The 24,768-nt window shown below is 59.2% G+C and carries 23 protein-coding genes; 2 read left to right on the forward strand and 21 right to left on the reverse strand.

All coding sequences use genetic code 11. The features are described from left to right. Positions 1-407: 407 nt before the first annotated feature. From glmM to ACFSOY_RS08775, 12 genes are all read right to left on the reverse strand, one after another. Positions 408-1,760: a phosphoglucosamine mutase gene (gene glmM / locus ACFSOY_RS08720; RefSeq protein WP_386045723.1), complete on the reverse strand. Its 1,353-nt coding sequence runs from the start codon at positions 1,758-1,760 to the stop codon at positions 408-410. Between the two features lie 254 nt (positions 1,761-2,014). Beyond that, positions 2,015-3,223, reverse strand: a complete 1,209-nt coding sequence (locus ACFSOY_RS08725; RefSeq protein ID WP_386045724.1) for a CdaR family protein — start codon at positions 3,221-3,223, stop codon at positions 2,015-2,017. Between the two features lies 1 nt (position 3,224). After that, a complete protein-coding gene (gene cdaA / locus ACFSOY_RS08730; protein ID WP_386045726.1) occupies positions 3,225-4,049 on the reverse strand; it encodes a diadenylate cyclase CdaA in 825 nt (274 codons plus the stop codon). A 175-nt stretch (positions 4,050-4,224) separates the two neighbouring features. After that, on the reverse strand, positions 4,225-5,472 hold the full coding sequence (locus ACFSOY_RS08735; protein ID WP_386045728.1) for an MFS transporter: 1,248 nt from the start codon (positions 5,470-5,472) through the stop codon (positions 4,225-4,227). 241 nt (positions 5,473-5,713) lie between these two features. Then, positions 5,714-6,328: a zf-HC2 domain-containing protein gene (locus tag ACFSOY_RS08740; protein WP_386045730.1), complete on the reverse strand. Its 615-nt coding sequence runs from the start codon at positions 6,326-6,328 to the stop codon at positions 5,714-5,716. 12 nt (positions 6,329-6,340) lie between these two features. Continuing rightward, positions 6,341-6,907: an RNA polymerase sigma factor SigW gene (gene sigW / locus ACFSOY_RS08745; protein WP_386045732.1), complete on the reverse strand. Its 567-nt coding sequence runs from the start codon at positions 6,905-6,907 to the stop codon at positions 6,341-6,343. Between the two features lie 162 nt (positions 6,908-7,069). Then, a complete protein-coding gene (sat, locus tag ACFSOY_RS08750; protein ID WP_386045733.1) occupies positions 7,070-8,248 on the reverse strand; it encodes a sulfate adenylyltransferase in 1,179 nt (392 codons plus the stop codon). Positions 8,249-8,268: 20 nt separating this feature from the next. Then, positions 8,269-9,039 carry a sulfite exporter TauE/SafE family protein gene (locus ACFSOY_RS08755; RefSeq protein ID WP_386045735.1) on the reverse strand — a complete coding sequence of 257 codons (771 nt, stop codon included), beginning with the start codon at positions 9,037-9,039 and terminating at the stop codon, positions 8,269-8,271. 84 nt (positions 9,040-9,123) lie between these two features. Then, on the reverse strand, positions 9,124-9,825 hold the full coding sequence (locus tag ACFSOY_RS08760) for a phosphoadenylyl-sulfate reductase (RefSeq protein ID WP_386045736.1): 702 nt from the start codon (positions 9,823-9,825) through the stop codon (positions 9,124-9,126). 297 nt (positions 9,826-10,122) lie between these two features. Next, on the reverse strand, positions 10,123-11,022 hold the full coding sequence (gene rocF / locus ACFSOY_RS08765; protein ID WP_386045739.1) for an arginase: 900 nt from the start codon (positions 11,020-11,022) through the stop codon (positions 10,123-10,125). 32 nt (positions 11,023-11,054) lie between these two features. Beyond that, positions 11,055-13,586 (reverse strand): ATP-binding protein, encoded by a 2,532-nt coding sequence (locus ACFSOY_RS08770; RefSeq protein WP_386045741.1) that lies wholly within the window; start codon positions 13,584-13,586, stop codon positions 11,055-11,057. Continuing rightward, positions 13,583-14,716, reverse strand: coding sequence for a metallophosphoesterase (locus ACFSOY_RS08775; protein ID WP_386045743.1), 1,134 nt, complete (start codon positions 14,714-14,716; stop codon positions 13,583-13,585). The genes ACFSOY_RS08770 and ACFSOY_RS08775 overlap by 4 nt, the downstream gene beginning before the upstream one ends. 140 nt (positions 14,717-14,856) lie before the next feature. On the opposite strand from ACFSOY_RS08775, the gene ACFSOY_RS08780 reads away from it, so the two are divergent. After that, positions 14,857-15,153, forward strand: a complete 297-nt coding sequence (locus ACFSOY_RS08780) for a hypothetical protein (protein ID WP_386045745.1) — start codon at positions 14,857-14,859, stop codon at positions 15,151-15,153. Between the two features lie 38 nt (positions 15,154-15,191). Beyond that, positions 15,192-15,584 carry a DUF3899 domain-containing protein gene (locus ACFSOY_RS08785; protein WP_386045746.1) on the forward strand — a complete coding sequence of 131 codons (393 nt, stop codon included), beginning with the start codon at positions 15,192-15,194 and terminating at the stop codon, positions 15,582-15,584. A 257-nt stretch (positions 15,585-15,841) separates the two neighbouring features. Here ACFSOY_RS08785 and ACFSOY_RS08790 read toward each other — a convergent pair whose 3' ends face one another. The 9 genes from ACFSOY_RS08790 to ACFSOY_RS08830 all read right to left on the reverse strand — a co-directional run bounded on the left by ACFSOY_RS08790 (position 15,842) and on the right by ACFSOY_RS08830 (position 24,768). Continuing rightward, on the reverse strand, positions 15,842-16,522 hold the full coding sequence (locus tag ACFSOY_RS08790) for an acylneuraminate cytidylyltransferase family protein (protein ID WP_386045749.1): 681 nt from the start codon (positions 16,520-16,522) through the stop codon (positions 15,842-15,844). Next, on the reverse strand, positions 16,509-17,567 hold the full coding sequence (locus ACFSOY_RS08795; protein ID WP_386045751.1) for a nucleotidyltransferase family protein: 1,059 nt from the start codon (positions 17,565-17,567) through the stop codon (positions 16,509-16,511). Before ACFSOY_RS08795 ends, ACFSOY_RS08790 begins: the two co-directional genes overlap by 14 nt. 20 nt (positions 17,568-17,587) lie before the next feature. Then, a complete protein-coding gene (gene neuB / locus ACFSOY_RS08800) occupies positions 17,588-18,655 on the reverse strand; it encodes an N-acetylneuraminate synthase (protein ID WP_386045753.1) in 1,068 nt (355 codons plus the stop codon). Further along, a complete protein-coding gene (gene neuC / locus ACFSOY_RS08805; protein WP_386045755.1) occupies positions 18,652-19,818 on the reverse strand; it encodes a UDP-N-acetylglucosamine 2-epimerase in 1,167 nt (388 codons plus the stop codon). The genes neuB and neuC overlap by 4 nt, the downstream gene beginning before the upstream one ends. A 1-nt stretch (position 19,819) precedes the next feature. Beyond that, positions 19,820-20,977 carry a LegC family aminotransferase gene (locus ACFSOY_RS08810; protein ID WP_386045757.1) on the reverse strand — a complete coding sequence of 386 codons (1,158 nt, stop codon included), beginning with the start codon at positions 20,975-20,977 and terminating at the stop codon, positions 19,820-19,822. Further along, positions 20,974-21,984 carry an NAD-dependent 4,6-dehydratase LegB gene (locus tag ACFSOY_RS08815; protein ID WP_386045759.1) on the reverse strand — a complete coding sequence of 337 codons (1,011 nt, stop codon included), beginning with the start codon at positions 21,982-21,984 and terminating at the stop codon, positions 20,974-20,976. Before ACFSOY_RS08815 ends, ACFSOY_RS08810 begins: the two co-directional genes overlap by 4 nt. 110 nt (positions 21,985-22,094) lie before the next feature. Continuing rightward, positions 22,095-22,463: a hypothetical protein gene (locus tag ACFSOY_RS08820; RefSeq protein WP_386045760.1), complete on the reverse strand. Its 369-nt coding sequence runs from the start codon at positions 22,461-22,463 to the stop codon at positions 22,095-22,097. Positions 22,464-22,474: 11 nt separating this feature from the next. After that, positions 22,475-22,879, reverse strand: a complete 405-nt coding sequence (gene fliS, locus ACFSOY_RS08825) for a flagellar export chaperone FliS (RefSeq protein WP_386045762.1) — start codon at positions 22,877-22,879, stop codon at positions 22,475-22,477. Further along, on the reverse strand, positions 22,876-24,768 hold the full coding sequence (locus tag ACFSOY_RS08830; RefSeq protein ID WP_386045764.1) for a motility associated factor glycosyltransferase family protein: 1,893 nt from the start codon (positions 24,766-24,768) through the stop codon (positions 22,876-22,878). The genes fliS and ACFSOY_RS08830 overlap by 4 nt, the downstream gene beginning before the upstream one ends.

Consider the following 24,768-nt stretch of genomic DNA (forward strand, 5'->3'; position numbering starts at 1 on the left):
GAGTAATCCTCCTCAGTTGTCGGAGCAACCTGTTTCAGACAGCAGAAAAACAGGCTCATGAAAACGGTTCATAAGCGTTTTGAAAACAGGTTGTCCTGTCGAATGTATTGATCTCTTGGTTAGCCAAAGCGCTCCTTGTCCCGCCAGTCACCTGTCGGATTTCGGTCACGCTCTTTCGGTGTGGCTATCCACCGGGAGGCATCCGCCGATGATTCGATACTCCTCCACCTCGTCAACTGGCGCAGTCTTTTCCGTTCCTGCGCGTCAGTTCAGGCGCTTTTGAAAGATACAAAAACTGAACTCCCACTCTCGCCGCTTCGCATCACCTCCTACATAGAATATATGCAACCTTGCGCAAAAGGGTCGTGGGCGTGAACCACCTTCTGGTTCACACCCCGCCCATTCGATCAGTTGGCGCCAAGCTCTTGGCGCACCACCGCTGCGATGTCATTCACGTAGTTGCGAAGCGATTCCTCTTCCGGCCCTTCTGCCATCACTCGGATCAGCGGTTCGGTGCCAGACGGGCGCACCAGCACGCGGCCATCCCCGCCGAGAATCTCCTCGACGCGGGCGATCGCGTTTTGAATCGCCTCATTTTCCTGCCAGCCTTCCTTCGTCGCCACCCGCACGTTGATCATGATCTGCGGGAAGCTCTTCATGACCGCCGCAAGCTCGCTCATCCGCTTTTGGGATTCTACCATGATATCGGTGAGGTGCAGGGCTGTCAAGAGACCGTCGCCCGTCGTGTTGTGCCGCAGCATGATGATGTGGCCAGACTGCTCGCCACCGATCGCATACCCGTCACGCTTCATCGCTTCCATCACGTAGCGGTCGCCGACCGCCGTCCTGATCACCTCGATGCCCTGTTCGCGCATCGCCTTCAGGAAGCCGATGTTCGACATGACGGTCGCCACCACCGTGTTGCCGCGCAGCTCGCCGCGATCTTTCAGCGCTTTGCCGAGGATCGCCATCACGTAGTCGCCATCGACGATGTTGCCGAGCTCATCCACCGCGATCAGCCGGTCCGCATCGCCGTCGAACGACAACCCGATCGCCGCCTGGTGCTCCAGGACAGCCTCCCGCACCACTTCTGGATGGGTCGAGCCGCAGCCGACGTTGATGTTGGTGCCCGTCGGCTCGGAGAAGATGGAGACGACATCTGCGCCCAGCGAGCGGAACACGTCTGCCGCCACGTATGATGCGGCGCCGTTGCCGCAGTCGAGGACGACCTTCACGCCGTCAAAGCGGTTGCGGACGGTCGACTTTTGAAACTCGGTGAACTGCGCGCCCGCATTCGCCTCTTCGTAGACGCGGCCGACATGCTCGCCGGTCGGGCGGGGCAGTTCGTCTGCCGCCAAGTCGAGCAGGCGTTCAAACTCCGCCTCCTGCTCGTCTGTCAGCTTAAAGCCGTCACCGCCAAAAAACTTGATGCCGTTGTCAGGCACCGGGTTGTGCGAGGCGGAGATCATCACGCCCGCATCTGCGCCCAGCGTGCGGGTCAGATAGGCGACACCGGGCGTCGGGATGACGCCCAAGCGAACGACATCGACCCCGACCGAGGTGATGCCTGCGATCAGTGCTGCTTCTAACATATCGCCGGAGATGCGAGTGTCCTTGCCCACCGCGATCTTCGCGCGTTGAATTTGATTGCCATGCGTCAGGACGTACGCTCCGGTACGGCCCAGCTTATATGCCAACTCAGGTGTCAGTTCGAGGTTGGCTACACCGCGAACTCCATCAGTACCAAAATATTGCGCCACGAAACGATATCTCCTTCGCTGAGAATTGAGGACTTGCACTCAATTCATTCATTTTCACACAGATGAGCAGGAAGCACAAGACCCCCTGATTTTGAGAGATCGCCCCTGCTTGAAGTCTGTCATTTTGACCGACCTGCCGAACGCGATGGGCGAGCAAAATGGGCGCCCATTAGATAAGACGGACGAGCACTGCATTTGGTTGCACGATCGACGAAATAAATGCCGAAGCGGAAAAGTCGCTCCGGCATTCCGTTCTATTTTTTGATCTCCAGCTTCAGCGTCGGCGGGGTGACTTCGACCGTCTTGACGAAGCTCGGCGTGGTGACGACCACGCGGACTTCCCCTTCTCCTGCCGGCTGGTTGCTCAGATCGAGCAGAGCGTTGATGTCCTGCGCCGTCAGCGCGTCCAGCTTGTTCTTCGCCCCTTCCACCGTCACGGTGACGAGGTCACTGCTGCCGAGCAGCTTGTAGCTCTCACCAGCTTTCAACCCGGTGACTTTGACCGGGATGTCGGTAAACGTGCGCTTCGTCGCCTCGACGATCACCACTTCCACCGCGATCTGCTTCGGCTGGATGCCTGTGACACCCTCCGCCTCGGTCAGCGTCAGCGTCAGTTTGGTCGTCTTGCTCAGCCCGGTCAGGTCGATCACAGGCGCTGGGAAAGAATCGATCTTGGCCAGCGTGTCGGCCGATCCGTACAGGGTGACCGTGCCCGACTGCTCCACCGATTGCACCGCATAGCCTGGCGCCAACTCTCCTTTGAACTGCAGGCGGAGCGGAACCGACTTGGACGGCTTGACGATCGGGACGCTCACCTCGGCGCGGTCGCGGCTTAAGCGCACGCCTTCCACCTGTTTGCCCGCCTTGTCGACCGCGGTCAGCGGCACAGATGTCTGAATCGCCTCTTTCGCCTCATCCAGCGAGATCTGCGCGACCACCTGATCCACCGAGTTCAGCGCAGATTTGGCACCGGTGACGATCACCGTCTTCGGCGAGACGAGCGCATCGCCCGCCACCATCCCTTCGCCCGGCTTTCCTTTCATCCGCAGCTGCACGGGAAACTCTCGATTCTCGACCGCTTCCAGCTCGACCTTCACTTTCGTGTTTTCGATCGACACGCCGGAGGGGGCTCCCGTCACGTAGACGGGCACCTCGTGCACGCCAACACCGAGCTTCGATGCGTCGGCGACCGCCTTGATCGAATCCCCTTGGGCGACCGCGTTCATGATGTCCAGATAGGAGCCGCGCAGGGTCAAGGTGACCTTCGGATCGTTGACCAGCGAAAAGTTGCGCTCGTCATACATCACTTCCACCTTTTTCTCCAACTGCTGTTGCGGCTGTGAGGTCAGGCCGGTCGATGTGGTGCTCTCATCGCTCTGGTGCACGATCAGCCAGAGCAACACCGCCAGCACCGCCGACATGATCTTGACCAACGTGTTGTTTTTTAAGAAGCGATCCATCATCCTACGATCCCGCCTTTCTGCCGAACAGCGAGAAACCGTTCTGCTTCGGCGGCGCAAGATGGGTGGTCATCAGCTCGCGGAACGACTGCTCATCGAGGTTGCGCGTGAGGTCGCCGTTGACTGCGACCGACACGTAGCCGGTCTCCTCCGACACGATCACCGTCACGGCGTCAGACACCTCGGTGATGCCGATGCCCGCGCGATGTCTCGTGCCGAGCTCTTTGGAGATGCGCGAGGAGTCTGACAGCGGCAGGAAACAGGATGCTGCCACGATTCGATTGCCGCGCATCATCACCGCGCCGTCATGGAGCGGCGTGTTCGGGATGAAGATGTTGATCAACAGCTCCGATGAGACGACCGCCCCGATCGGAATTCCCGATTCAAAATGGTCGTTCAGCCCGGTCTCCCGCTCGATGACGATCAGCGCTCCGATCTTGTTCTTGGCGAGCACCTGCGTCGCTTTGGTCACCTCGGAGATCATCTTCGGGATGTCCTCCTCTTCGAGCACCGCAGTCGAACTCCAGGAGAAAAACTTGCCTCGTCCGAGCTGTTCCAAACCCCGTCGCAGTTCCGGTTGAAAGACGACAGGGATCGCAAACAGCCCGATCGTTAAAATTTTATCGAGCAGCCAGTTCAGCGCATTGAGTTGCAAGGCGCTGCTCACTCCGGTCGCCAGCAGGATGACGACGATCCCTTTGAGCAGCTGTACCGCTCGCGTGCCGCGGATCAGCAGGATCATCTTGTACAGCACAAAGGCGACGATCAGGATGTCGAGCAGATCAAACAGGCTGAACGAGCTGATCAGTTGAGTAAATGTGTTTTGCAAATCGCCCACCTACTGCCCTTTCGATCTCATTGCTTACTATATCCGTTCCCAAGTTAAACGTTGCATGCACAGTCTATCCTATTTCATTCGCTAGACGGATAGTATCTCCTTTTTCCGCTTTCCGATTTTCCATAAATTGCAGAAAGGGAAACAGCCCCCGGCAGTGCGGGAGCTGTCACGAGATCATGTTTGAAGAGCGGTTGACGACCTCCTCGTTCAGCTGCTGTTGCGAAAAGCGATAGACCGGTCCTTTGAGGATGATCAAAAGCGGCAGGATCGACAGGGAAACTGCGGTCAGAAAGGCGGTCTCCGAACCGAGAAATCCGGTGATCGACCCGAGCATCGACGTGGAGAGCGGAAAGGTGATCGCGATCAGGGTGCGCATCGCCCCGTTGACCCGCCCGAGCATCTCGTTGGGCACCGATTCTTGAATCATCACCGTGTATGAGATGTGCAGCATCATCCCGCCGATCGAGCCGATAAACAGCGCGATCGGGGCGATCCATGCGACGGGGATCAGAAACAGCGCAACGCCAAAATTGTTCAACAGCAAGGCCAAAAGCATCATCTTGCCTCGCGCCAGCCGCTTGAGCCTCGGCGGCAGGATCGTCCCGATCAGCATGCCGAGGCCGTTGACCATCAGCACGTAGGAGATCAAGTTGTCCGCCATCGCCAGCTCATCTTTCAGATGGAACAGCACCACCGTCAAGATCCCGCTGTCCGCCAGGTTGGAAAGCCCCATCACGATCGCGATCGAGACGAGAATCCGGCTGTCCAAGATCCATCGCAATCCGTTTCTCGTGTCGATCAGCACCTGCGAGATGGAGCGCACACCGCCCAAGCTCTCATGTGGAATGCGCGTGATCAAGCAGAGGAGGATCGGGGCGAAATAGGTCAGCGCGTTGATGATCAGCAGCGTCTGATACTCGAAGGCGGCGATCAAAATCCCGGCGAGCAGCGGGCCAAAGATCGTCGTCGCCGTAAAGCAACTCGACAGCCCGGCGCTCGCCTCCAGCTTCCGATCGGGAAACATCGCCGGGATCGTGGCAAATTCGGCCGTTCGCAGAAAAACCTGACCGATCGCCAGACAGGTGCCGAGCAGATAGAGCATCCACACTTCCAACAGCCCGACCGAAAACAAAGTCGAGATCAGCGCACAGCAGAACGCTTGGAAGCAGAGCGCCGCGAAGATCACCGTCCTTCGGGAGAGCCGATCGACCAGCGCTCCGGCAAACAGGGACAGCAAAACCTGTGGCAGCGCTTCGCACACCGCCATCACGCTCATGTTCAGCGCCGACTGCGTCATGCTGTAGACCAGAAGCGGCAAGACGAGAAAGTACAGCTGGTTGCCCAAGTTGTTGATCGTGCTTCCCGTCGCGTAGAAGAGAAATCGGGGCGAGCTCCAGATGCCGCCCAAGGCCATACACCTCACCTACTTTTTCCGTCTATTCTCTCTTTGACAGAAACACCCGATGTGCGGAGGAATGATCGAATAACTCCGAGCAGGATGATTGATAGCACTTCTACTTTCCGTGTATGATTTACTAATAAAGTTCTTTCTTTAATTATAAGTACGATCTAAAGGAATAGACTTCCTGCTTCCAAAAGAAATTCCCCTGCATCGGTCACCCGGTGCAGGGGAATGTTGCAACGCATCTCCAGTTTCACTTGCCCGTTCCAAAAAATCCGCTGAACAGCTCTTTCACATAGTAGCCGAACTTCTCCAGCGCTTCGTCCACCTCAGATACCTCGCCCGAAATGTCGGCGCCCGCGGCGCGCGCGAGGTGGACTTTGCCGTTGAGCGCGGTCACATTGCCGTTCACTTTGCCGCGCACTTCGATGTCGCCGTTTTGGATGACCAGATTGCCGTTGTACTCGCTTCCTTCAGGCACGATCACCTTCCCGTCCGCGACGATCAACCCGTCCGTGTGGTCGGCCTGCAGAGCGAATTGGTTCGGCGTCGCAATCGATACGCCGAGCCCAAACACGAGTAGCACCGCGGCAGCGATCCCGCTGTACTTCATGATCGGGACCCGCCAATTGCGGCGCGGGGGTTTTGCCTGTTGCAGCTTGGCCATCAAATCTTCCGTAAAGCCGCTCGGTGCCTTGTGCCACTCAGCTCCCTGAAGGGTCTGAATGACCGTTCCGAGCTCTTTGAGGTGAGTGAGGCATTTGTCACAAGCGGCAACATGAGCCTCCAACTCGGTTCGCTCTGCCACACTCAGTTCTTCATCGAGATAACGGTGAAGCAGCTCTTCGTTATTCTCTTGGCAGATCACGTCAGGCACCTCCTATAGCATCGGCCGGAGACCGGCACGCAGCGCTTCGCGACCGCGATGGATGCGTGTTTTGACCGTGGAAACCGGCACCTCAAGAATCTCACTGATCTCGATCAGTGACAGATCGTGTAAGTATTTTAAGATCACCGCTGCACGGTAATTATCGGGGAGCCCGTCGATCGCATCCTGTACCTCTCTGCGCGTCTCCAGACGAACCACTTCCTGCTCCGGCGTATCGCCTTGTGCAGAAAGCCGCGAGTACATGTCCCCGCCTTCAATTCCATCGACCTCCGCATCGAGCGAGAAGTCCGCCTTTTTCTTGCGGATGCGATCGATGCAAAGATTGGTGGCGATTCGATAGATCCAAGTCGAAAACTTGTGATCCGCATTGTATTTGTTCAGATTCGCGTACGCTCGCAAAAACGCCTCTTGCGCGATGTCCTCCGCTTCCTGCGGGTTGCCGAGCATCCGATACCCGAGGTTGAACAACTTGTCTTTATAAAGTTCTACCAACTCCGCAAATGCGAGACGGTCGCCCTTTTGCGCCCGTTTGACGATTCGCTGTTCGATCAGTTCCATTTGCTTCCTCCGCCGTATCTAAGTTCCGGCTACATGTATGTACGATCTCGTGCCGAAAAAGTTTCACGCCCTTTTTCAATTCCCTATCTTCAAAATAATTCCTGCTGTACCATAGGATTTCCTAATGAAAAAAGACTGATGCCCAGAACGGGCATCAATCTTTTATCTTTCGCGCACCGCCTCTTTTTCGCGAAGCCCGGCGATCAACACCTCGGCCACCTCCGGGCGGGTGAACTCGACCGGCAAGCTTTCTCCGGCGCGAAGTTTCGCTCGCACTTTTGTTCCGGAGAGGGTGAGATGATCTGTCTTTTCATGCGGACAGGTCTTGGCAGATGCCATCGAGCCGCATTTGGTGCAGTAAAAGCTATGCTCGAAGTGGAGCGGAATGATGCCGAGCTCCTCTGGCGTGAAGTTGCGGAAGATCTCCTGCGCTTCATACGTGCCGTAATAATCGCCGACGCCCGCATGGTCGCGGCCGACGATAAAGTGGGTGCAGCCGAAGTTTTTGCGCACGATCGCGTGGAAGATCGCCTCTCGGGGTCCAGCGTAGCGCATCGCCGCCGGAAACACCCCGAGCATCACCCGCTCGGTCGGGTAATAGTGCTTGAGCAGCACCTGGTAGCTCTCCATCCGCACATCGGCCGGAATGTCGTCCGCTTTCGTCTCGCCGACCAGCGGGTTGAGAAACAGGCCGTCCACGATCTCCATCGCGCTTTTCTGGATGTATTCGTGCGCGCGATGCACCGGATTGCGCGTCTGGAAGCCGACGATCGTCTGCCACCCTTTTTCCGCAAAGAGGAACCGCGTCTCTTGCGGATCGAAGCGAAACTCGGCAAACTCGACATTCTCTCGTTTCTCGATCAGCCAGATCGGGCCGGCGAGGTAGACGCCCGGTCGGGAAAACAGCTTGGCAACCCCCGGATGCTCCGTCTCGCTGGTACGATAGACCTGTCGCGCCTCCTGCACCTTGTCGGGAACATACTTTTCGGTGACCTCAAGCGTGCCGTAGATCACTCCATCCTCCCCGACCAGCGCCACCGTTTCGCCCACCTGAATCGAGTCGGCGAGCGCCTGGTCGACAGGAAGCGTGATCGGCAAGCTCCAGACGGTCCCATCGGACATGCGCATCTGTTCGACGACCGACAGATAATCTGACTGCCCCATAAAGCCGGTCAGCGGTGAAAACGCACCGTTTGCGATCAATTCTAGGTCGGACAGAGCAAAAGCGTCCAACGGCACTCGTTTTGCGCGCCTTGCGATCTCTTGCTGCTGTGCACGCTTCGCTCCGGTCAGCGCACGGTCGATCAATGTTCCTCCATGTGGTGCAATCAATCCATTCACGATCACAGACCTCCTAGCTCTTACTTGAACAGCATTTTCAATCCGGAGAGACAGATCATCAAAAACAGGCAGGAGCGAACGGCCAGCTCCGGAATTTTGAGCGACATGCGGCTGCCGATCAGGATGCCGGGAATCGAACCGATCAGCAGATTGCCGACCATCGTGAGGTTGACATTGCCGATCGCAAAATGGGCGATTCCCGCCACCCCGGTCACCAGCACAGCTTGCACGATGTCGGTGCCGACCAGCCTTGAGGCGGCGACCGGGTAGATCATCAGCAGGACGGCCATGAACAGCGTGCCGGAGCCGACAGAGGTCAGCCCGACGATGAAGCCGCCGACCAAGCCCAGCGCGATCATCTTCCGCTTGTCTGGCTTGATCGGCTCGGGCGCCTCCTGCTCGCGCTTGCCTGTGCGAAACATCCGAACGATCATCACAGCTGCGATCAGCAGATAGGTCAGGCCGAGCAGGCGGCCAACGATCCCTTCTACGCTTTCGATGTAGAGCGTCTGCAGGTAGAGGATCGCCATCGAGCCGAGCAGCGCACCGGGCAGGCTGCCGATCGAAAGCAGTTTGACCACCTGCCAATCGACCGTCTTCTGCCGCCAGTGCTGCCAACCGCCAAACAGTTTGGTGATCGATGCGTAGAGCAGATCGGTGCCCACCGCGACGGTCGGCGCGACACCGAAGAGAAAGATCATCATCGGCGTCATCACCAGCCCGCCGCCCATACCGGTCATTCCGATCAGCAATCCGACGACAAAACCGCCTAACGAAACTTCCAAATCCATCTGCCTTACCCTCCTGTCGCATGGCGAAGCGCGCGGATGTCGATCGAATGACAGAGCGAGCTGTCGAACAGGCTCGACGACCGCCTATTGGTGCAAGCCGCACTCCGTCTTCTCATGGTTGGCCCAGCGGCCCGCCCGCGGATCTTCCCCCGGCTTGACCGCGCGGGTGCAAGGGATGCATCCGATCGATGGAAACCCTTGGTCATGAAGTTTGTTATAGGGCACTTCGTGTTGGACGATGTAATCCCAGACCTGCTTTTCTGTCCAGAGCGCGATCGGGTTGAACTTGACCAGGTTGAATTTGGTGTCGAGTTCGACGACGCCCGCATCGGCGCGGGTCGGCGATTGCTCGCGGCGAATGCCGGTGATCCACGCGTCCAACTCGCTCAGCGCGCGCTTTAGCGGCTCGACCTTGCGGATGCCGCAGCAGCCGTTCGGGTCGCTCGCCCACAGCTGATCTCCTCGCTGCTCCGCCTGCTCGTCGAGCGTGAGCAGCGGCGTGTATTTGATCAGGTTGGGGCTGTACTTCTCCACGATGCGGTTCTTCACCTCATGCGTCTCCGGGAAGAGCAGGTTGGTGTCGAGGTAAAACACTTTCGCCTGCGGGTTGACCTTGACGATCATGTCGACAAGCGCCACATCTTCCGCCCCGAAACTGCAAGCGAACGCAATATTTTCAACGGTGGAAAACGCCAATTCTAAAATTTCTTCCGGGGTTTTATTCAGGTACTCCTCATTGAAGCGTACGACCTCTTCTGCTGACAAAACGAACGGCTTCGTGCTCATCCTCTACACTCTCCTTCTGTCCGATCCGGCCGATTACAAATCCTTATGATCAAAATAAGGATTCCTTATGCAAGAGACCCGAAATGCCCCTCTCCCACCACGACATGGCGGCAAGCGCCCACCCCAATCCTGTTTTAACATATACAGGACAAAGGAGAAGGGTTCCCAATTCGGGCAATCGCCTAATTCATACTTTACGAATCGGATTACCTGTATTTATTAGGAAGTATACGCTCTTCTTTTGCGATTCGTCAACAAAAAAAGCACCCATTCCGGGTGCTTTTCTAGTGATACCGCTTACATCGTCGATTCGCCGAGCAGCGAGCAGACGAGATCGACCGCTGTGCGTGCCGTTTTGTTCTGTTCATCGAGGATCGGATTGACTTCCACCAGATCGCAGGAGACGACCTTGTCCGACTGGAAGAGCATCTCCATCGCCAAGTGACCTTCTCGATAGGTGACGCCGCCGAGCACCGGCGTGCCGACGCCAGGCGCCATGTCCGGGTCGATCGAGTCGAGGTCGAGCGACAGGTGAATCCCGTCCGTGCCGGCCGACGCGATGCGAATCGCTTCCTCCATCACCTTCGCGATACCCAGCTTGTCGATCTCATGCATGGTGAAGCAGGTGATGTTGTGCGCTCTGATCAGTTCGCGCTCCTCAGGATCGATCGAGCGCGCGCCGACGATCACCACATTTTCCGGCTTCAGCTTCGGCGCGTAGCCGCCGATGTTGACCAGCGTCTCGTTGCCGATGCCGATGCAGCAGGCCAGCGGCATGCCATGAATGTTGCCCGACGGGGTGGTGTCCTCTGTGTTCATATCTCCGTGCGCATCGAACCAGATCACGCCGAGCTTCTTCACATGTTGCGCCACGCCCGCGATCGAGCCGATCGCAATCGAATGATCACCGCCCAAGATGATCGGAAAGTGACCATCTGCCATCACGTCTGCCACCTTGGCGGCCAGATCTTCAGATACTCGCGTCACCTCGGGCAGATACTTTAGCTTCTGATTGTCAATATCGTGCGTCTCTGCGGTCGGCACATTGATGTTGCCTTGGTCATTGACGGTCAGACCGAGCCGTTCGATGCGCTCCTTCAAGCTCGCATAGCGAATCGCGTACGGCCCCATGTCAACGCCGCGACGGCCTTGTCCCAAGTCCATCGGCACGCCGATGACGCTCACAGTCTTTTTCATCGCACTGGGTCCTCCTTCTATCGTAACTCTTGCTATCGTTGTTCAGCTCTTAGGATGTCCGCTTTTATCATACCATATTTTTCTTGACTTAAATCGACGATCCTCGCAGTACCCGCCCCTCGTTCTGAGAAGCGCGACACCTCCTGTTCGCGGCAGGTGAACAGAAAGATCTGTCTGGATGCCGCCTCGTGCAGCAGCACGTCACAGACTTCTCCCAGCCGCCCATCATCGTAGCGGCGAAACGGCTCGTCGAGCAACAGCGGCAGCTTTTCGCCGCCCGGGATCATCCAGCCGGACAGCGATAGCCCGAGCGCGAAGGTGATCTGATCCATCGTCCCGGACGACAGGGAGGATAGCTCGACCGTATAGCCGGTGTCGGGCGATGTGGTCGTGATCGCCTCCTCCCGATCGAGATATACTTGGCGATAGCGCCCCGCCGTGATCCGCTCGGTCACCTCTGACAGCGAATCGGCAAAGCGAGGCGCGATCTCCTGATAGAGCTCCTCTTTGACTTCCTCCCAGATCTCCTGCGCCAAAAGCAGCGCTGCTCGCTCCTCGCCGATCTGTGCCACTTCTCCATTTGCTCGCTCCAGCTCCAGCAGCAGGTCGGCAGATGCGTCGACGCCCTCTTGCAACGTCTGGTAGCGGGTGTTGGCAGCCGTAAAGGATGCGTTCTGTTGCAGCGCTTCCCGCTCTGCCGATCGCCATGACTCGTAGCCGCTCTCCACCTCCGCTTCGGTCACTTCCCCGCTGGCGAGCGGAGCGGAGGATGCTGGCGGGAGATCCAGCCCTGCGGCCAGCTCCTGATAGCGCTGCATGCTTTTTTCTAGCGCTTGCAGCTCTAAGTTAAGCGCCGCCCGCTCGCCCTCCCAGACGGACGCTTGCTCCTGGCGGCGGCGCGATGCTTGAAAGTCTGCCTCCCACGCTTCCATCTCGCTGCGCACCTCGTCTGGATCGAGGGCGAGCGTCAGATCTTCGTCCCTGCCGATCAGCCTGAGCAGGCGGCGGGCGACCCGATCGCGCTCCGAGCTCGCCCGACTGCTCTCCCCTTCCAGCCACTGAAACTGCTTTTGATAGAGCGACGCGTGCTGGCGAGCGTTCGCCAGCACGCCCCACTTCTGGCGATATTGCCGCGGCGTGTCAACGCCAAACTCGGCGAGCAGCTGTTGCAGCTCCGCCTCCAGCCGCTCTTGCTCGGCGACCAGCGCCGCTCGCTCCCTCTCCTCCTGTCCGACCGCACGCTCCCAGTCGGCGATCTCCGCCTTGCGCAGCTGTACGGCGCGGTACGACATCGCCGCTAGCGCCAAGGGGATCAGCGACAGCCCGCTCAGATAGAAGCTCCAAAAGCTGAGCAACAGCGTCAGCGGGGTGGCGATGATGCTGAGCAGCAGGTTGCGCTTTGCGGTCGCAAGCTGTGCGCGCACGCTTTGCAGGTCGGACTCATCCACCGCAGGAGCCGCTTGCTCCGTCTGTTGCTCATACCATTCCAGCCGGTTGGCCGTCTGCTCCATCCGCGCGAGCTTGCCCTCCTCCATCCCCGCGTGCTGGGCGGTGTAGGAGATCGCGCTCTCCGACTCCTCGCGAAGCAGTTGCAAGCGCTTGTGATAGGAGTCGCACTCCTGCTTGACGCTCATCAAGCGCAGAAAATCCTGTTGCACATCGCGGTACAGCTCATCCGTCGCTTCGGTCGCCTGATGTTCCGCACTGTCTGTCAAAGCGGTCGCAAGCTGGGCAAGCCTTCTGGCGATCTGCCCGCGCCTCGCCGCCTGCAAGCTGAGATAGCCGGACAGCTTCTCGGCAAACGCCTCCCGCAAGCTCGCCTCCTCTGCGACTGCCGCCTGCCACTTCGCCCCCGCCTCCTCTGCGGTCTGGCGAGCATCCCGCTGCGCTCGCTCCCGCTCCAGCGCTTCTTGATACGCTTTGCGCAGCTCCTCACGCCCTTTGAGGGCAAGGCCGAACGGCTTGCTCGTCGCCCGCTCGGTGCCGATTGCCTCAATGCGCTTGCCGATCGCCTCCCCCGCCTCGCGGATGCGCGACTGCTCCGGGACGATCAGCTCTTGCCCGCTCCCCCCTTGGGAGTGGCGGGCGCTGTCCCGCAGCCAGGACGCTCGCTCTCGCTCCTCCACCGGGCCGACGCAGAGCGCGTTGACAAACAGCTCGCGGTCTGCGCCGATCAGCTCCTTGGCAAACGCGACCTCCTTGTTCGCATCGACCGCAAAGCGCTTGGTCACCTCTTCGCCCGTGTCTTGACGATACACCCGCACCCACTCGTCCTCGCGGCGCAAGGAGCGCTCGATGCGGTAGGGCACGCCATCCTGTTCGACCCAGAGGATGCCCCCGTAGGCGCTCCCTTGCCACGGACGATATTTCGTCTCCTCATCCAGATAGACCGCCCGCTTGCGACCTGGCTTTTTCATGCCGTAGAGCATGGCGAGCAAAAACTGCTGCAAAGTCGATTTGCCCGCCTCGTTTTGCCCGTAGACGATGTTCATCCCTTCGTCAAACTCAAAGGTCACACCGCTGTAGCGTCCAAATCCATCGATCTGCGCACGCACAATTTTCATGTGTTCACCACCTTGCCTCGCTCATAGGCGAGCAGGCCGAGCTGCAGCGCCCGCTCCAAGAGGCGGCGCTTGTCTGCGTCCGTCTCGTTTTCCAGCCGTTTGCGCAGCTTGGCCACATATCGTCCCTGTGCCGAATGGGCAGCATATGCGCCGCCGTCGATGTCCGGATGGGTGCCATCGACCACCCGCAGATGAAAGGCGAGATGCTGAAGGCGATCGAGCAGGTCTTCCCGATCGAGCAGAAAGCTCGGCTCCACACCGCCGAGCAGCGTCACCTCCAGCAGATCGCGGCCTTTCGACGCCTCTGGCACCGCCCGCTCGACCGCCGCTGCGATCTCCTGCAGCGACGTCGCACCTCCCACCTCGACGTCCAGCTTCTGATAGGCGCGCTGGGCGAGCGGCAGCCATTCGGCGCGCGCTCCCCCGCTGGTCACCTCCAGCAAGAACGCGCCGTGCTCCCCCTGCTCGTCATACCCGAGCGGCTCCAAAGAGCCTGCATAGGCTGCCTGCATCAGCCCGGCCGCATCGAGCAGCACGTTCGGCTGATGATAATGTCCGAACGCCGCATAGTCTGCTCCGATCGCGCGCACCTCTGCTGCTGTGATCGGCAGATAGGGCGTGCCTTCCGGTGCGTCGAACGAACCGTGCACGATCACGATGTGCAACCTTCCATCCTTCGGCACGCGATAGTCGCGATACGGATTGTCGCGCAACCAGCGGCCCGCATAGCCCACACCGTGCACCGTCAGATTCCATTCGGCAAACGAGATCGCCCCCACCTCAGGGCCAAAAATATGTACGTTCTCCGGCCACTCCCCGAAAAAATAGGGGCTGCCCGGCTGTAGACTGTCATGGTTGCCCGGCGTGATCAAGACGGGGCGCTTGAGCGCGGCCAGCTGTTGGCGCACCTCTGCCACCTCCGCCTCGGTCACCCAATCCGCCTCGAACAGATCGCCGGTGAGCAGCAGGATCTCCGCCTGCCGTTCGACGACCGCTTGGCACAGACGGCGAAACGTGCCAAGCAACTCGCGCCTTCTTCGGCGCGCCTTTTCCACCGGAAACCCGCTGCCAGAAAAGGGCGTTCCCAGATGCAGATCGCCCGCTTGCATGACCCGGACCACATTGCGCATCGTCGATGCTCCTCTCCAAAAGTTGCTCTCTATCTATCACTTCTCATTCGAACGTGCGTTTTCCTTTTCACAGAGCTAATCGAAGCAAAAATGTGGTAAGATAGAGAAATGATTGGCATTGGAAGAAAGGAAGTGGCAAGGTGACAGATTCCAACGATCTGGATCATTTGGAACTGGAGGAAGAGCCCCTGCACGATGTGGATCTGCTGTTGCTGTCCTGGACGCAGATGGCAGCCATCGAAGTGATCGTGGCAGACGAAGAGGCGATGGAGGCAAAAACTGACCTGACCGCACTGTTGATGACCGACTACGGCGTGACAGACATCGCGCTGGTCGAGCGCACATATGAGCATTATGAAGTGTCCTATGTCCAAGGGGGCGAAGTGAAAGTCGTTCGCTTTGAGACGACCGAAGTCGAAAGCATTTTCGAGATGTAAGTTCGAGAGGTAAGGAAAGAGCACAATGGAGGTGCCTGATGGGAAGAGGTTTGAAACGGGGGCTGTACATCGGCCTGATCATCACGATGATCGTCGCCATCTACGCATGGATCAGATACACGCCTGACGATTTCGCAAGCTTTGCGGCGCACTTATCGAATGCACTTTTTCAGATCGGTCTGCTGTTGTTGATCATCGGGGTGGTCATCTTCACCCGCCTGTTCTCCTTCCGCCGACGCTACCACCTGCCCGCGATCGTCCCGAAGGGAAAGACGCCCGAAGATCATGCTGAGATGAAGGCGGAAGATGAGGAGCGAAACGAGCGGGACAAGCGAGAGCTGGCCGAGAAGGGGCGCGATACGACGTTCCTGTTCTCCGCGCTGGTGACGATCGTCATCTCGATCGTGTTGACGATCAATCAGCTGTTTTAAAAAGGGGCTGAACGGTCCCGTTCAGCGCAACCCGCACTCCGTATCGTTTGAACAAAGCACCCCCAAGCACCACCTGATCGGTGGTCCTTGGGGGTGCTTTGTCTGGTGCGCTGCCGTTGCTAGGAACGCTAGCTGGGGGGAAGCGCCATTTTCACAGACGGAGGAGCGCTTGTTGCAAAAAATGCTCCTCCCCTTTGCGAAATGCCTTCGCTTCGAGGACACCATCAGAAGCCCCGATTTGGCAAAGAGCTTTTCGATCAGCGCTTCAGCATCGCCTCCGCCAGATACAGATCGAGTTCAGTGTCGATATCGAGCGAGCGTTCACCAGGCATGATGTGGGCGACGACGCCCGCGGCGAGAAAGCTTTTCGACCGCTTGAGCCACTCCGTCTCTGCCACATAGACCGCGCCGTTGAGCGCATAGGCGGGCGGCAGATCTTGGCGGCGAGCGACCTGTTCCGCTTGGATCAGCGGCTCGATGCGATTGTCGGCGCCGAGCGTGTACATCCAGTACGGGCTTTTCGCAGGCTCCGTGACGGTGACGCAACAGGGCGCCTTCGCGCGCAACATCTGCTCGATGCACCGATCGATATCCTCCGCCGTGCGCAGCGGCGAGGTCGGCTGCAGCAGCACCACATACTCGTAGTCGGGCAGTTGCTCAAGCGCGTGCAAGATCGGGTCGATGCCGGGCGTCTCATCGCGAGCCAGAAGCTCCGGCCGCACGAACGGCACATCTGCTCCCCACGCTTTGGCAACGTCGAGAATCTCCCCGTCCTCCGAGCTTACGATCACCCGGTCGATATGGTCAGACCTTTTGGCCGCTTCGATCGACCAAGCGAGCAGCGGCTTGCCGGCCAGATCGCGGATGTTTTTGCGCGGCACGCCTTTGGAGCCGCCGCGGGCGGGGATCACCGCCAGCACCCGTCTAGCTCCGATCATGAAACACCTCGGCAAACTCCCCGTTCGCCCGCTCATAGTCGGCCATCTGCCCGATGTCCATCCAATACTCGCGGATCGGGAACACGCTCGTCTCGCGCTGCTGCTCGATCAGCTGCTCGAACAGGCTTGGCATATCATAATACTCACCGGCAGGGATCAGATCGATGCAGGAAGGCTCCAGCACGTAGATGCCCGCGTTGACAAAGAAATGCTCGACCGGCTTTTCGACGATGCCCTGCAGACGGTGCCTGTCCGTTTTGACCACACCGTAAGGAATCTGAAAATCGTACTCCCGCACGCACATCGTGCCCATCGCCCCATGCTCGCCATGAAAATCGAGCAACTGCTGAAAGTTGACCTTGGTCAGCAGGTCTCCGTTCATCACAAAAAATGTCTCGTCCGGACGCTCCGGCAACAGGGACAGCGCACCCGCCGTGCCCATCCGCTTCTCCTCGTGCACATAGCGGATCTCCACACCAAACCGCGATCCGTCGCCGAAATAATCGCGAATCATCTCCGCCTTGTAGTTGACCGACAGATAGAATTTATGAAAGCCGTATTCGATGAAGTTCTGCATGATCGTTTCCAAGAGCGGCTTCGATCCGACTTTTAACAGCGGTTTGGGACATTCGTTCGTCAGCGGTGCCAAGCGCGTGCCCAAGCCGCCCGCCATCAGCACGACCCAGTTGTCCCGCTGCCCTGCGCGCAGCATGTCGGCCAGCACCTGCACCCCGATCACGATGCCCGATTGGTCGAGGATCGGAATCTGCTGCAGCCGGCGCAGCTTCATCGTCGCAAGAATCGTCTCCTGCGTGTCTTGGGACGAAGCGGTGATCGGATGGTCGTTCATGATATCCGCCACCGGGCGGTCGAGCGATACGCCGCGCAGGATGCCGCGCCGCACATCGCCATCTGTCACCGTGCCGAGCAGTCGGTTGTTCTCGCTGACGATCAAAGCGATCTGCAGCGCTCCCTGGTCGATCGTCTCGATCGCCTGCAGGATGGAAGCGGTCGGGGGTATCAGTATCTGTCTCCAGCTTTTCATCTCATCCTCTCCCTCGCTTCCTAGATAGGTTCCTCTTCTTGATAGTCGCGCTCCGCTCGCGTGCCGAGCAAATCCCAGTACAGCAGCGGCGACTTCCCCGTCCCCGGCCGCTTGATGGCGACGTTCTCCGCGGTCAACAGCTCGCCCTGGGCGATCGTTCGCGCAGCCACGATGCTCTTGCGGGCGACCGACCGATTTTTCAGCTCGGAGGCGACCGGAACTTTGACCGCGCGGCCGAGCGCCGCCTCGATCTGGCGAATGCTCGCCACCATCGCTTTGAGCTCCTCCGGCTCAAGCGACGCTTTGTGATCAGGGCCCGGCAGGTTGCGATCGAGGGTGAAATGCTTTTCGATCAGCACCGCGCCCCTTGCAGCCGCCCCGATCGAAACGGCGATGCCCGCCGTGTGATCCGAGTAGCCGACAGCCAGTCCGAACGCCTCGCGCATCACATCGATCGCCCGCAGGTTGACCTCTGCGTAAGGCGTCGGATATTCGGTGGTGCAGTGCAGCAGCGTGACGTTCTCCTGCAGGGCGCGCCGTCCTTCCTCTGCCGCGTAGGCCGCCTGAAACGACTCGACCGCAGGCTGTTCCCAGCCGAGGTAGCCGAACGCCAGCACCCCGAGCGCCGTCTCCACCTCGCCGAGCGTGCTCATGCCGGTCGAGAGGATGATCGGCTTGCCCGTCTGCGCCATCTTCAAGAGCAGCGGCGCGTTGGTGATCTCGCCGGAGGGCACTTTTAAGCGCGGCAGGTCGAACGTCTCCGCCAGCAGATCGACGCTGTCCGGATCGAACGGGGTGGACAAAAATTGAATGCCCCGCGACCGACAGTGGTCGATCAGCACGCGATGTGACGCTTCGTCCAGCTCCAGCCGTTTGATCATCTCAAACTGCGACTCTTCCGCCCCGGTCTCCCGCGCTTGATATTCCGCTTTCGGCGCCGAGCGGGCGACCAGCTTTTCCGTCTTGAAGGTCTGAAATTTGACCGCGTCCGCCCCCGCCTCGACCGCCGCGTCGATCAGTTGCTTGGCGAGGTCGAGCGAGCCGTTGTGGTTGACCCCCGCTTCGGCGATGATGTAGGTTTCTCTCATCTCTTTACCTCGTAGAAAGATTTCTGCAAGATGCCCTCCAAGCGGACATGCTTCAGATGCTCCTTGATCTTGACAGAAGCGTTTCCGTCGCCAAATGGCGAGCTGATGCCTGCGAGCGTCTGCTGAAACGATGCGGACAGCCCGCGCTCGATCGCCGCCGCCACCGCATCGGCAGATGACGCGCAGTCGATCACCGACGCGGGGCGCAACCGCCCGCGCTGACGGTCGCCGATGTTGATCGTCGGCTTGTGAAACAGCGGCACCTCGTACAGCCCGCTCGACGAGTTGCCGACCACCAGATCGCAGTGGGCGATCGCGCTCAAGTAGCGCAGCTGTCCGAGCGAGGTGGCAACAAACACCCGCTCTGGCGCATCGGCCGCATACTCGTCGATCATCTGTCCGATGATGCGCCCTTCTGTGTCAGAGTTCGGCTTGGTGAACAAAATCTTTGCCTCGGGAAACCTGTCGAGCGCCCGCATCAGCTCGCGCATCGCCGCTTCCGAACCGCCCGCCTGCAAGGTGACCGGATGGTAGGTGACCAAAAAGTTGGTCTGTCCGAGGGCGAACCGGATCGATTGTTCAAACTCCGCTCGCGACAGCAGCTGCAGCCGGGTGATCTGATCGAGCCCGGGCGCCCCGAAGTTCAGGACGCGCTCCGGCGCTTCGCCCAACTGGATCACCCGCTGCCGATACGCTTCTGCCGCCGTATAGTGCAGATGGGACATCTTGGTCACCGCGTGGCGGATCGATTCGTCGACCGCCCCTTCGGTCAGCTCGCCCCCGTGCAGGTGGGCGACCGGGATGCGCGCGATCAGAGCGGCTTGCACCGCCGCCAAGATCTCATAGCGGTCGCCGAGCACCACCATCACATCCGGCTGCAAACGGTCGAGCGCATCGGCAAACCCGATCGTCGCAAGCCCGATCGACTTGGCGATGCCGACCGGGGTGTCGCTCGACAGCAGCATCTCCACCTTCTCATCGATCGGAAAACCGTCCGCTTCCATCACGCGATAGGTCAGACCAAACTCTGGCGACAGGTGCATGCCGGTCACGATCGTCTGCAATTGCAGCGACTCGTCCGCTGCGATCTCTTTCATCAGCCAATAGAGCAGACCGTAGTCGGCGCGGGTTCCGGTCACCACACAAATCTTGCGCTTCTCCATCTCAGCCTCCCAAAAAGACGCTGCTCGGAATGTTGATCGTGCGCCGTTCTAAGCTCTCCGCCACAGAAAGATCCATGCGCGGGCAGTCTGCGAACATCGGCAGCTTGTGCATCCCCGTCCAGAACGGGCGGGTCATGATGCCTGCGCTGTTGGTCGCTTCGAGCAACGAGTCGCGCAGGTGCGCTTGCTGCTCGTCCAAGAGGATCGCATTGAGCCAGTAGTTGCTTCTGGAGAACTCCGGCTCGGTGAAAAACTGCACGCCAGCAAGGTCAGCAAACGCTTCTCGGTAGCGCTCCGCAAGCGCCCGCTTCTGCTCGACGTATGCATCCAACTGCTCCAGCTGCGCACAGCCGAGCGCCGCGTTCAAGTTGGGCATGCGGTAGTTGTAGCCGATCGCATCGTGGTTAAACTCCCAGCGGTGCGGCACTTTCGCGGTGGTGGTCAGATGTTTGGCCCGCTTGGCCAGCTCCGGGTCGTTCGTTACGATCGCCCCGCCGCCACCTGTCGTCACCACCTTGTTGCCGTTGAAGGAGAGCGCGGAGATGCGGCCAAATCCGCCGGTGTGCTTGCCTTTGTAGAAAGAGCCGAGCGATTCTGCCGCGTCCTCCACCAGCTCCAGCCGATAGCGGGCGCAGAGATCGAGCAGCGGGTCGAGATCGACCGCATGGCCAAACGTATGCATCGGCACAACCGCTTTGATCCGACGTCCTGTCACTCGGTTGTAACTGCCGTCGGCGCGAACCTCGGCGATCTCCGCCAGGTAGTCGGCCAGCTTGTGCGGGTCCAGCCCGAGCGTTCGCTCTTCGCTGTCGACAAGGTGCGGAATCGCCCCGCAGTAGGAGATCGCGTTCGCCGTGGCGACAAAGGTCAGCGTGGGCATCAGCACCTCGTCGCCCGCTTCGACCCCGACCAGCTGCAAGCAGATGTGGAGCGCCGCCGTCCCGTTGGCGACTGCGACCGCATGAGCGACTTCTGTGTGCTCGGCCAGTTTTTGTTCAAAAAGGTCGACATACTTGCCGACAGATGACACCCAGCCGGTGTCGATACATTCTTTGACATAGTCCCATTCGCGACCTTGAAAATAAGGTTCATGCAGCGCGATAAACGAGCGGTCTGCGGGCAGCACCGACCGCAACTTTTCGATGATCAGCTCATTCATAGGTTATAGATGTCGGCTTTATAGCCTTTGAGATGCTCAGGGTTGGTGAACCATTCGACCGTCTCCAACAGCCCCCGCTTGAACCCGTCGCGCCCGCCATACTTCGGTTCCCAGCCGAGCAGTTCTTTCGCCTTCGTGTTGTCTGCCCACAGGCGTTCGACTTCGCTCTTCTCCGGGCGCAGGCGCGCCGCTTCCGTCTCGATCGCAACTTCAGCTCCCATCACCTCGGCGATCAGCTCCACCGTCTCGCCGATCGAGATCTCATAGTTGCTGCCGATGTTGATCACCTGCCCGATCGCAGCATCAGACTGCGCCACGGCGAGAAACCCTTCCACCGTATCCCGCACGTAGTTAAAATCGCGGGTCGGGTGCAGTGAACCGAGCTGAATCGTGCGCTTGCCATTGGCGATCTGCGTGATGATCGTGGGGATGATCGCGCGCGCCGACTGACGCGGGCCATACGTGTTGAACGGGCGGATGATGCTCAGCGGCGTATCGAACGACGTGTAAAACGACATCGCCATCTGGTCGGCGCCGATCTTGCTCGCCGAGTAGGGCGACTGCCCCTGCAGCGGATGCTCCTCGGTGATCGGGACGAAGCGCGCCGTGCCGTACACTTCGGAAGTCGAGGTGTGCACCACCTTTTCAACCCCCAGCTCACGCGCCGCCTGCACGATGTTCAACGTGCCTTTCACATTGGTGTCCACATACGTATCTGGCGAATGGTACGAGTAGGGAATGGCGATCAGGGCGGCCAGATGCAGCACGACGTCGCACCCTTTCATCGCCTGCTTGACGCCATGCGGGTCGCGGATATCCCCAGCGAAGACGTCGAGGTGTTGGCGCACCTCCGCCGGGGAGTGGTCGAGCCATCCCCACGAGTTGAACGAGTTGTAGGCGACAAAAGCGCGCACATCATGGCCTCTTCGCACCAACTCTTCGGTGAGGTGAGAACCGATAAACCCGTCCGCCCCCGTCACCAGAATCTTTTTGTTCTTCAAATCCACAGCTCATCCACCCTCATCTTCTCGATTTTCCAGCTGCGCTCCACAATTACCCACAGATTTACACACATATCCACAGGCGTTATCCACATTACTCACAACTGTGCACTTGTTTATTTCTTTTTATCGATAAACATCGGTTCGTACACATTTTCATAGGGGGAAGCGTAGGCGTTCGTCGCTTCGCGCACCTGATCTTCCTTGGAGATCTCCAGCATCAGCAGTTGGCGCTGCCGCTGCATCTGCTGTTCGATCCAGCGATTGATCTCGTAGCTTTCGCGCAAGATCTCTTGAACTGCCCGCTCCTCCGCTTCGCCGATTCGCTCAAACTGATCGCTCGCTTCCAGCTCCAGATAGGTGGAGATCAATTCTTCGCGCTCGTCGAACAGAGCTGGCAGACGCTCGTCGTCCTGTGCGCGCATACACGATTCGATCCTCTTGGTCTGAGCGGCGATCTGTTGTGCAAGCTCCAGTTTCGTCATCATCGTTCTCCTCAGGCCTGATCGCCGGTGCGACCGACCTGCGCCCGCACGATCTGAGCAGCCCCGCTGAACGCTTCGTGCAGTTCGGTCAGATGGACGAGCACCTCTTCTAAAATGGCGCGATCCTTTTTCAGATTCGCTTCGATCAGCCGCTGGTTGAGATATTGATAGATCGAGAGCAGGTTCTCCGCGACCTCGCCGCCCTGCTCGCGGTTCAGCGTGACGATCAGCTCGTTGATGATGTTTTGAACGCGGATGTTCTTTTCATGTGCGAGTTGGAAGTTTTGCTGCTCCAGACCTAACATCGCCTCTTTGCAAAAGCGGATCGCACCTTCGAACAGCATGAGCAACAGGCGCTCCGGCGTGGCGGTCTGCACCGACTGGTTTTGGTACTTCTGATACGGATTGTTGATCATCGCGCGTTCTCTCCCTGTTTGGCTTCTGGCTCCATTCGGCTCAGAGCGACTTTGATATGACCTAACAATTCTTCTGCCGCATGCACCATTCCTGTATAAAGCAGTTCCGCATTTTCTGTGATGCGCATCGCCTTCGCATGATCGGTCTCTTCTTCTGGCGCTTGGGACAGCTTGCCCTTGGTGACGATCAAGAGCAGATGCTGCAGCGGTGCATCGAGCCACCTGTGCTGGTTGAGCCGCTTGATATTGTCCTCGATGCGGTCGAGGGCGGCGCTTGCCACCGCCACCTTGTTGGTGCGCAGGCGACGCACTTTGTACAGATCGCGCAGCTCCTGATTGTGGAACAGGGCGAGCTTGGCCAGCCGCCTGATCTGGTGCAAGGTCCGGCTCATCCGCTGCATCACTTCGAGGCTTGCCGCCAGGTCTTCTGCTGGCTGTTCGGCCGCTTCATCGATGACGCGCTTGATCTCGAACGGTGCGGTGCAGTGTCGATCGGCCGCCTCTCGCAGCGTCATGATCGCCGTGCCCTTGATCTTCGCACCGCCTTCTGTCGCGTCGATAAAGGTTCGCTCCGTCTCATATTCCTCGATCTGCCCTTCAAACCAGACGCGAAACGAGTCGAGCTGCCCATCGGTCAACACAGGCTGTCCATCGATTCCCTCAACGTGGCGCATCCGATAGCCGTTCTCCATGCTCTTGGTCATCTTTTCGAACATCGTCCCCTGCGAATACGCCTGCCCGCCCGGGTAGGCGAGATCTTGCCCGATAAAGATGACCGGGTCGCATTCCATCCGACAGGCGGTGCTGAAGGCAAGCGTCGCAACAGAGCCGGATACGCTGAGCAGGCCGCGCGGTTTGACCTGCTTGATCACTTCGGCGATCAGCAGGTCAAAGTTGTTGGCACTAAAGCAGCGCGCACCATACTCCTCGATGATCTTGTGGTGCACGTTGGGCACCATCACCAACGGGATGTCCTCTGGCACCACATTGGTAAAGTGGCGATAGTTGAGCTCCGAGCCATCGAGCGAAAAGATCAGGTCTGGCTGGATGCCTTTGTTCTGCAACACGCGATAGGCAGTATCGACGCAGAGGATCAGCGCCTTTCCTTTCAGCTCGTGAAGCAGGTCAACATTTTTCGCCAGCGACGGCCCGGCGGAGACGATGATCGCCGGACGGTTTTTAAACTTGTCCTGCAATGCGTTGATGCCCGGATTCTTCAAGATCGTCGGCAGGTTGTACAGCATGTTGCGCGGCCAGTCCCGCTGAAAGTAGAGCACCGTGTTCTGGTCGAGCCGCGCATCGCGCATCGTCCGCGACAGCTCTGTCGAAAACTCCTGCATGTACTCGCTGCCGTAAAAGCGGCGAAAGGCGGGCCACTCCAGCCATTTGACTTCGAACAGGCGCTTGCTGAGATGACCGCCGAGTTCGCGCGCTAACTCGCGGGCGTTTCCACCGACGATCAGGTGCAGCTTCGGATCTCCGAGCAGATCTCGGAGATCGACCGCGCCCATCGCCGCCGCAAACACGTCCCAGGACGGCTCGACGACCAGCAGCTCGACATCGGCGCCGACCGCTTCCCGCAAAGCGCTCAGATGGTAGCCGAGACCCATCCCCATGACCGCGAGCGTCTCCGACTTCTCCTCCCCTTGCGAGTCGGCCCAGCGCTTCGCCTCGACGAGCGGCTGAAAGCGGCTGTGAAAATGGCCGGACACTTCACCCCGCTTAAGGAAGAGCGTCGGAACGCCCGCTTTGGACGATTCGGCGCGCGCAAGCAGATCGGCCTGCTCCCGCTTGACCGCTACAAAGCGTTCAAACAGCTGTGGGTGCGCTTCGCGCAGCGCCGCTTGGTTCGACTCCGCTAAGCTTGCCAGTTCGAGGGTGGGGTCCAT

It is taken from the genome of Tumebacillus lipolyticus, from assembly GCF_042682745.1.
Taxonomy (GTDB): domain Bacteria; phylum Bacillota; class Bacilli; order Tumebacillales; family Tumebacillaceae; genus Tumebacillus_A; species Tumebacillus_A lipolyticus.

Bases quoted from the DNA above. Each gene is read 5' to 3' on its own strand.
- ACFSOY_RS08770 (WP_386045741.1), bottom strand. From the start codon at position 13,586: ATGAAAATTGTGCGTGCGCAGATCGATGGATTTGGACGCTACAGCGGT.
- rocF (WP_386045739.1), bottom strand. From the start codon at position 11,022: ATGAAAAAGACTGTGAGCGTCATCGGCGTGCCGATGGACTTGGGACAA.
- ACFSOY_RS08760 (WP_386045736.1), bottom strand. From the start codon at position 9,825: ATGAGCACGAAGCCGTTCGTTTTGTCAGCAGAAGAGGTCGTACGCTTC.
- ACFSOY_RS08775 (WP_386045743.1), bottom strand. From the start codon at position 14,716: ATGCGCAATGTGGTCCGGGTCATGCAAGCGGGCGATCTGCATCTGGGA.
- neuC (WP_386045755.1), bottom strand. From the start codon at position 19,818: ATGGAGAAGCGCAAGATTTGTGTGGTGACCGGAACCCGCGCCGACTAC.
- fliS (WP_386045762.1), bottom strand. From the start codon at position 22,879: ATGATCAACAATCCGTATCAGAAGTACCAAAACCAGTCGGTGCAGACC.
- ACFSOY_RS08830 (WP_386045764.1), bottom strand. From the start codon at position 24,768: ATGGACCCCACCCTCGAACTGGCAAGCTTAGCGGAGTCGAACCAAGCG.
- neuB (WP_386045753.1), bottom strand. From the start codon at position 18,655: ATGAGAGAAACCTACATCATCGCCGAAGCGGGGGTCAACCACAACGGC.
- ACFSOY_RS08820 (WP_386045760.1), bottom strand. From the start codon at position 22,463: ATGACGAAACTGGAGCTTGCACAACAGATCGCCGCTCAGACCAAGAGG.
- ACFSOY_RS08725 (WP_386045724.1), bottom strand. From the start codon at position 3,223: ATGATGGATCGCTTCTTAAAAAACAACACGTTGGTCAAGATCATGTCG.
- ACFSOY_RS08810 (WP_386045757.1), bottom strand. From the start codon at position 20,977: ATGAATGAGCTGATCATCGAAAAGTTGCGGTCGGTGCTGCCCGCAGAC.
- sigW (WP_386045732.1), bottom strand. From the start codon at position 6,907: ATGGAACTGATCGAACAGCGAATCGTCAAACGGGCGCAAAAGGGCGAC.
- ACFSOY_RS08795 (WP_386045751.1), bottom strand. From the start codon at position 17,567: ATGAAAAGCTGGAGACAGATACTGATACCCCCGACCGCTTCCATCCTG.
- ACFSOY_RS08790 (WP_386045749.1), bottom strand. From the start codon at position 16,522: ATGATCGGAGCTAGACGGGTGCTGGCGGTGATCCCCGCCCGCGGCGGC.
- ACFSOY_RS08755 (WP_386045735.1), bottom strand. From the start codon at position 9,039: ATGGATTTGGAAGTTTCGTTAGGCGGTTTTGTCGTCGGATTGCTGATC.
- ACFSOY_RS08735 (WP_386045728.1), bottom strand. From the start codon at position 5,472: ATGGCCTTGGGCGGCATCTGGAGCTCGCCCCGATTTCTCTTCTACGCG.
- ACFSOY_RS08785 (WP_386045746.1), top strand. From the start codon at position 15,192: ATGGGAAGAGGTTTGAAACGGGGGCTGTACATCGGCCTGATCATCACG.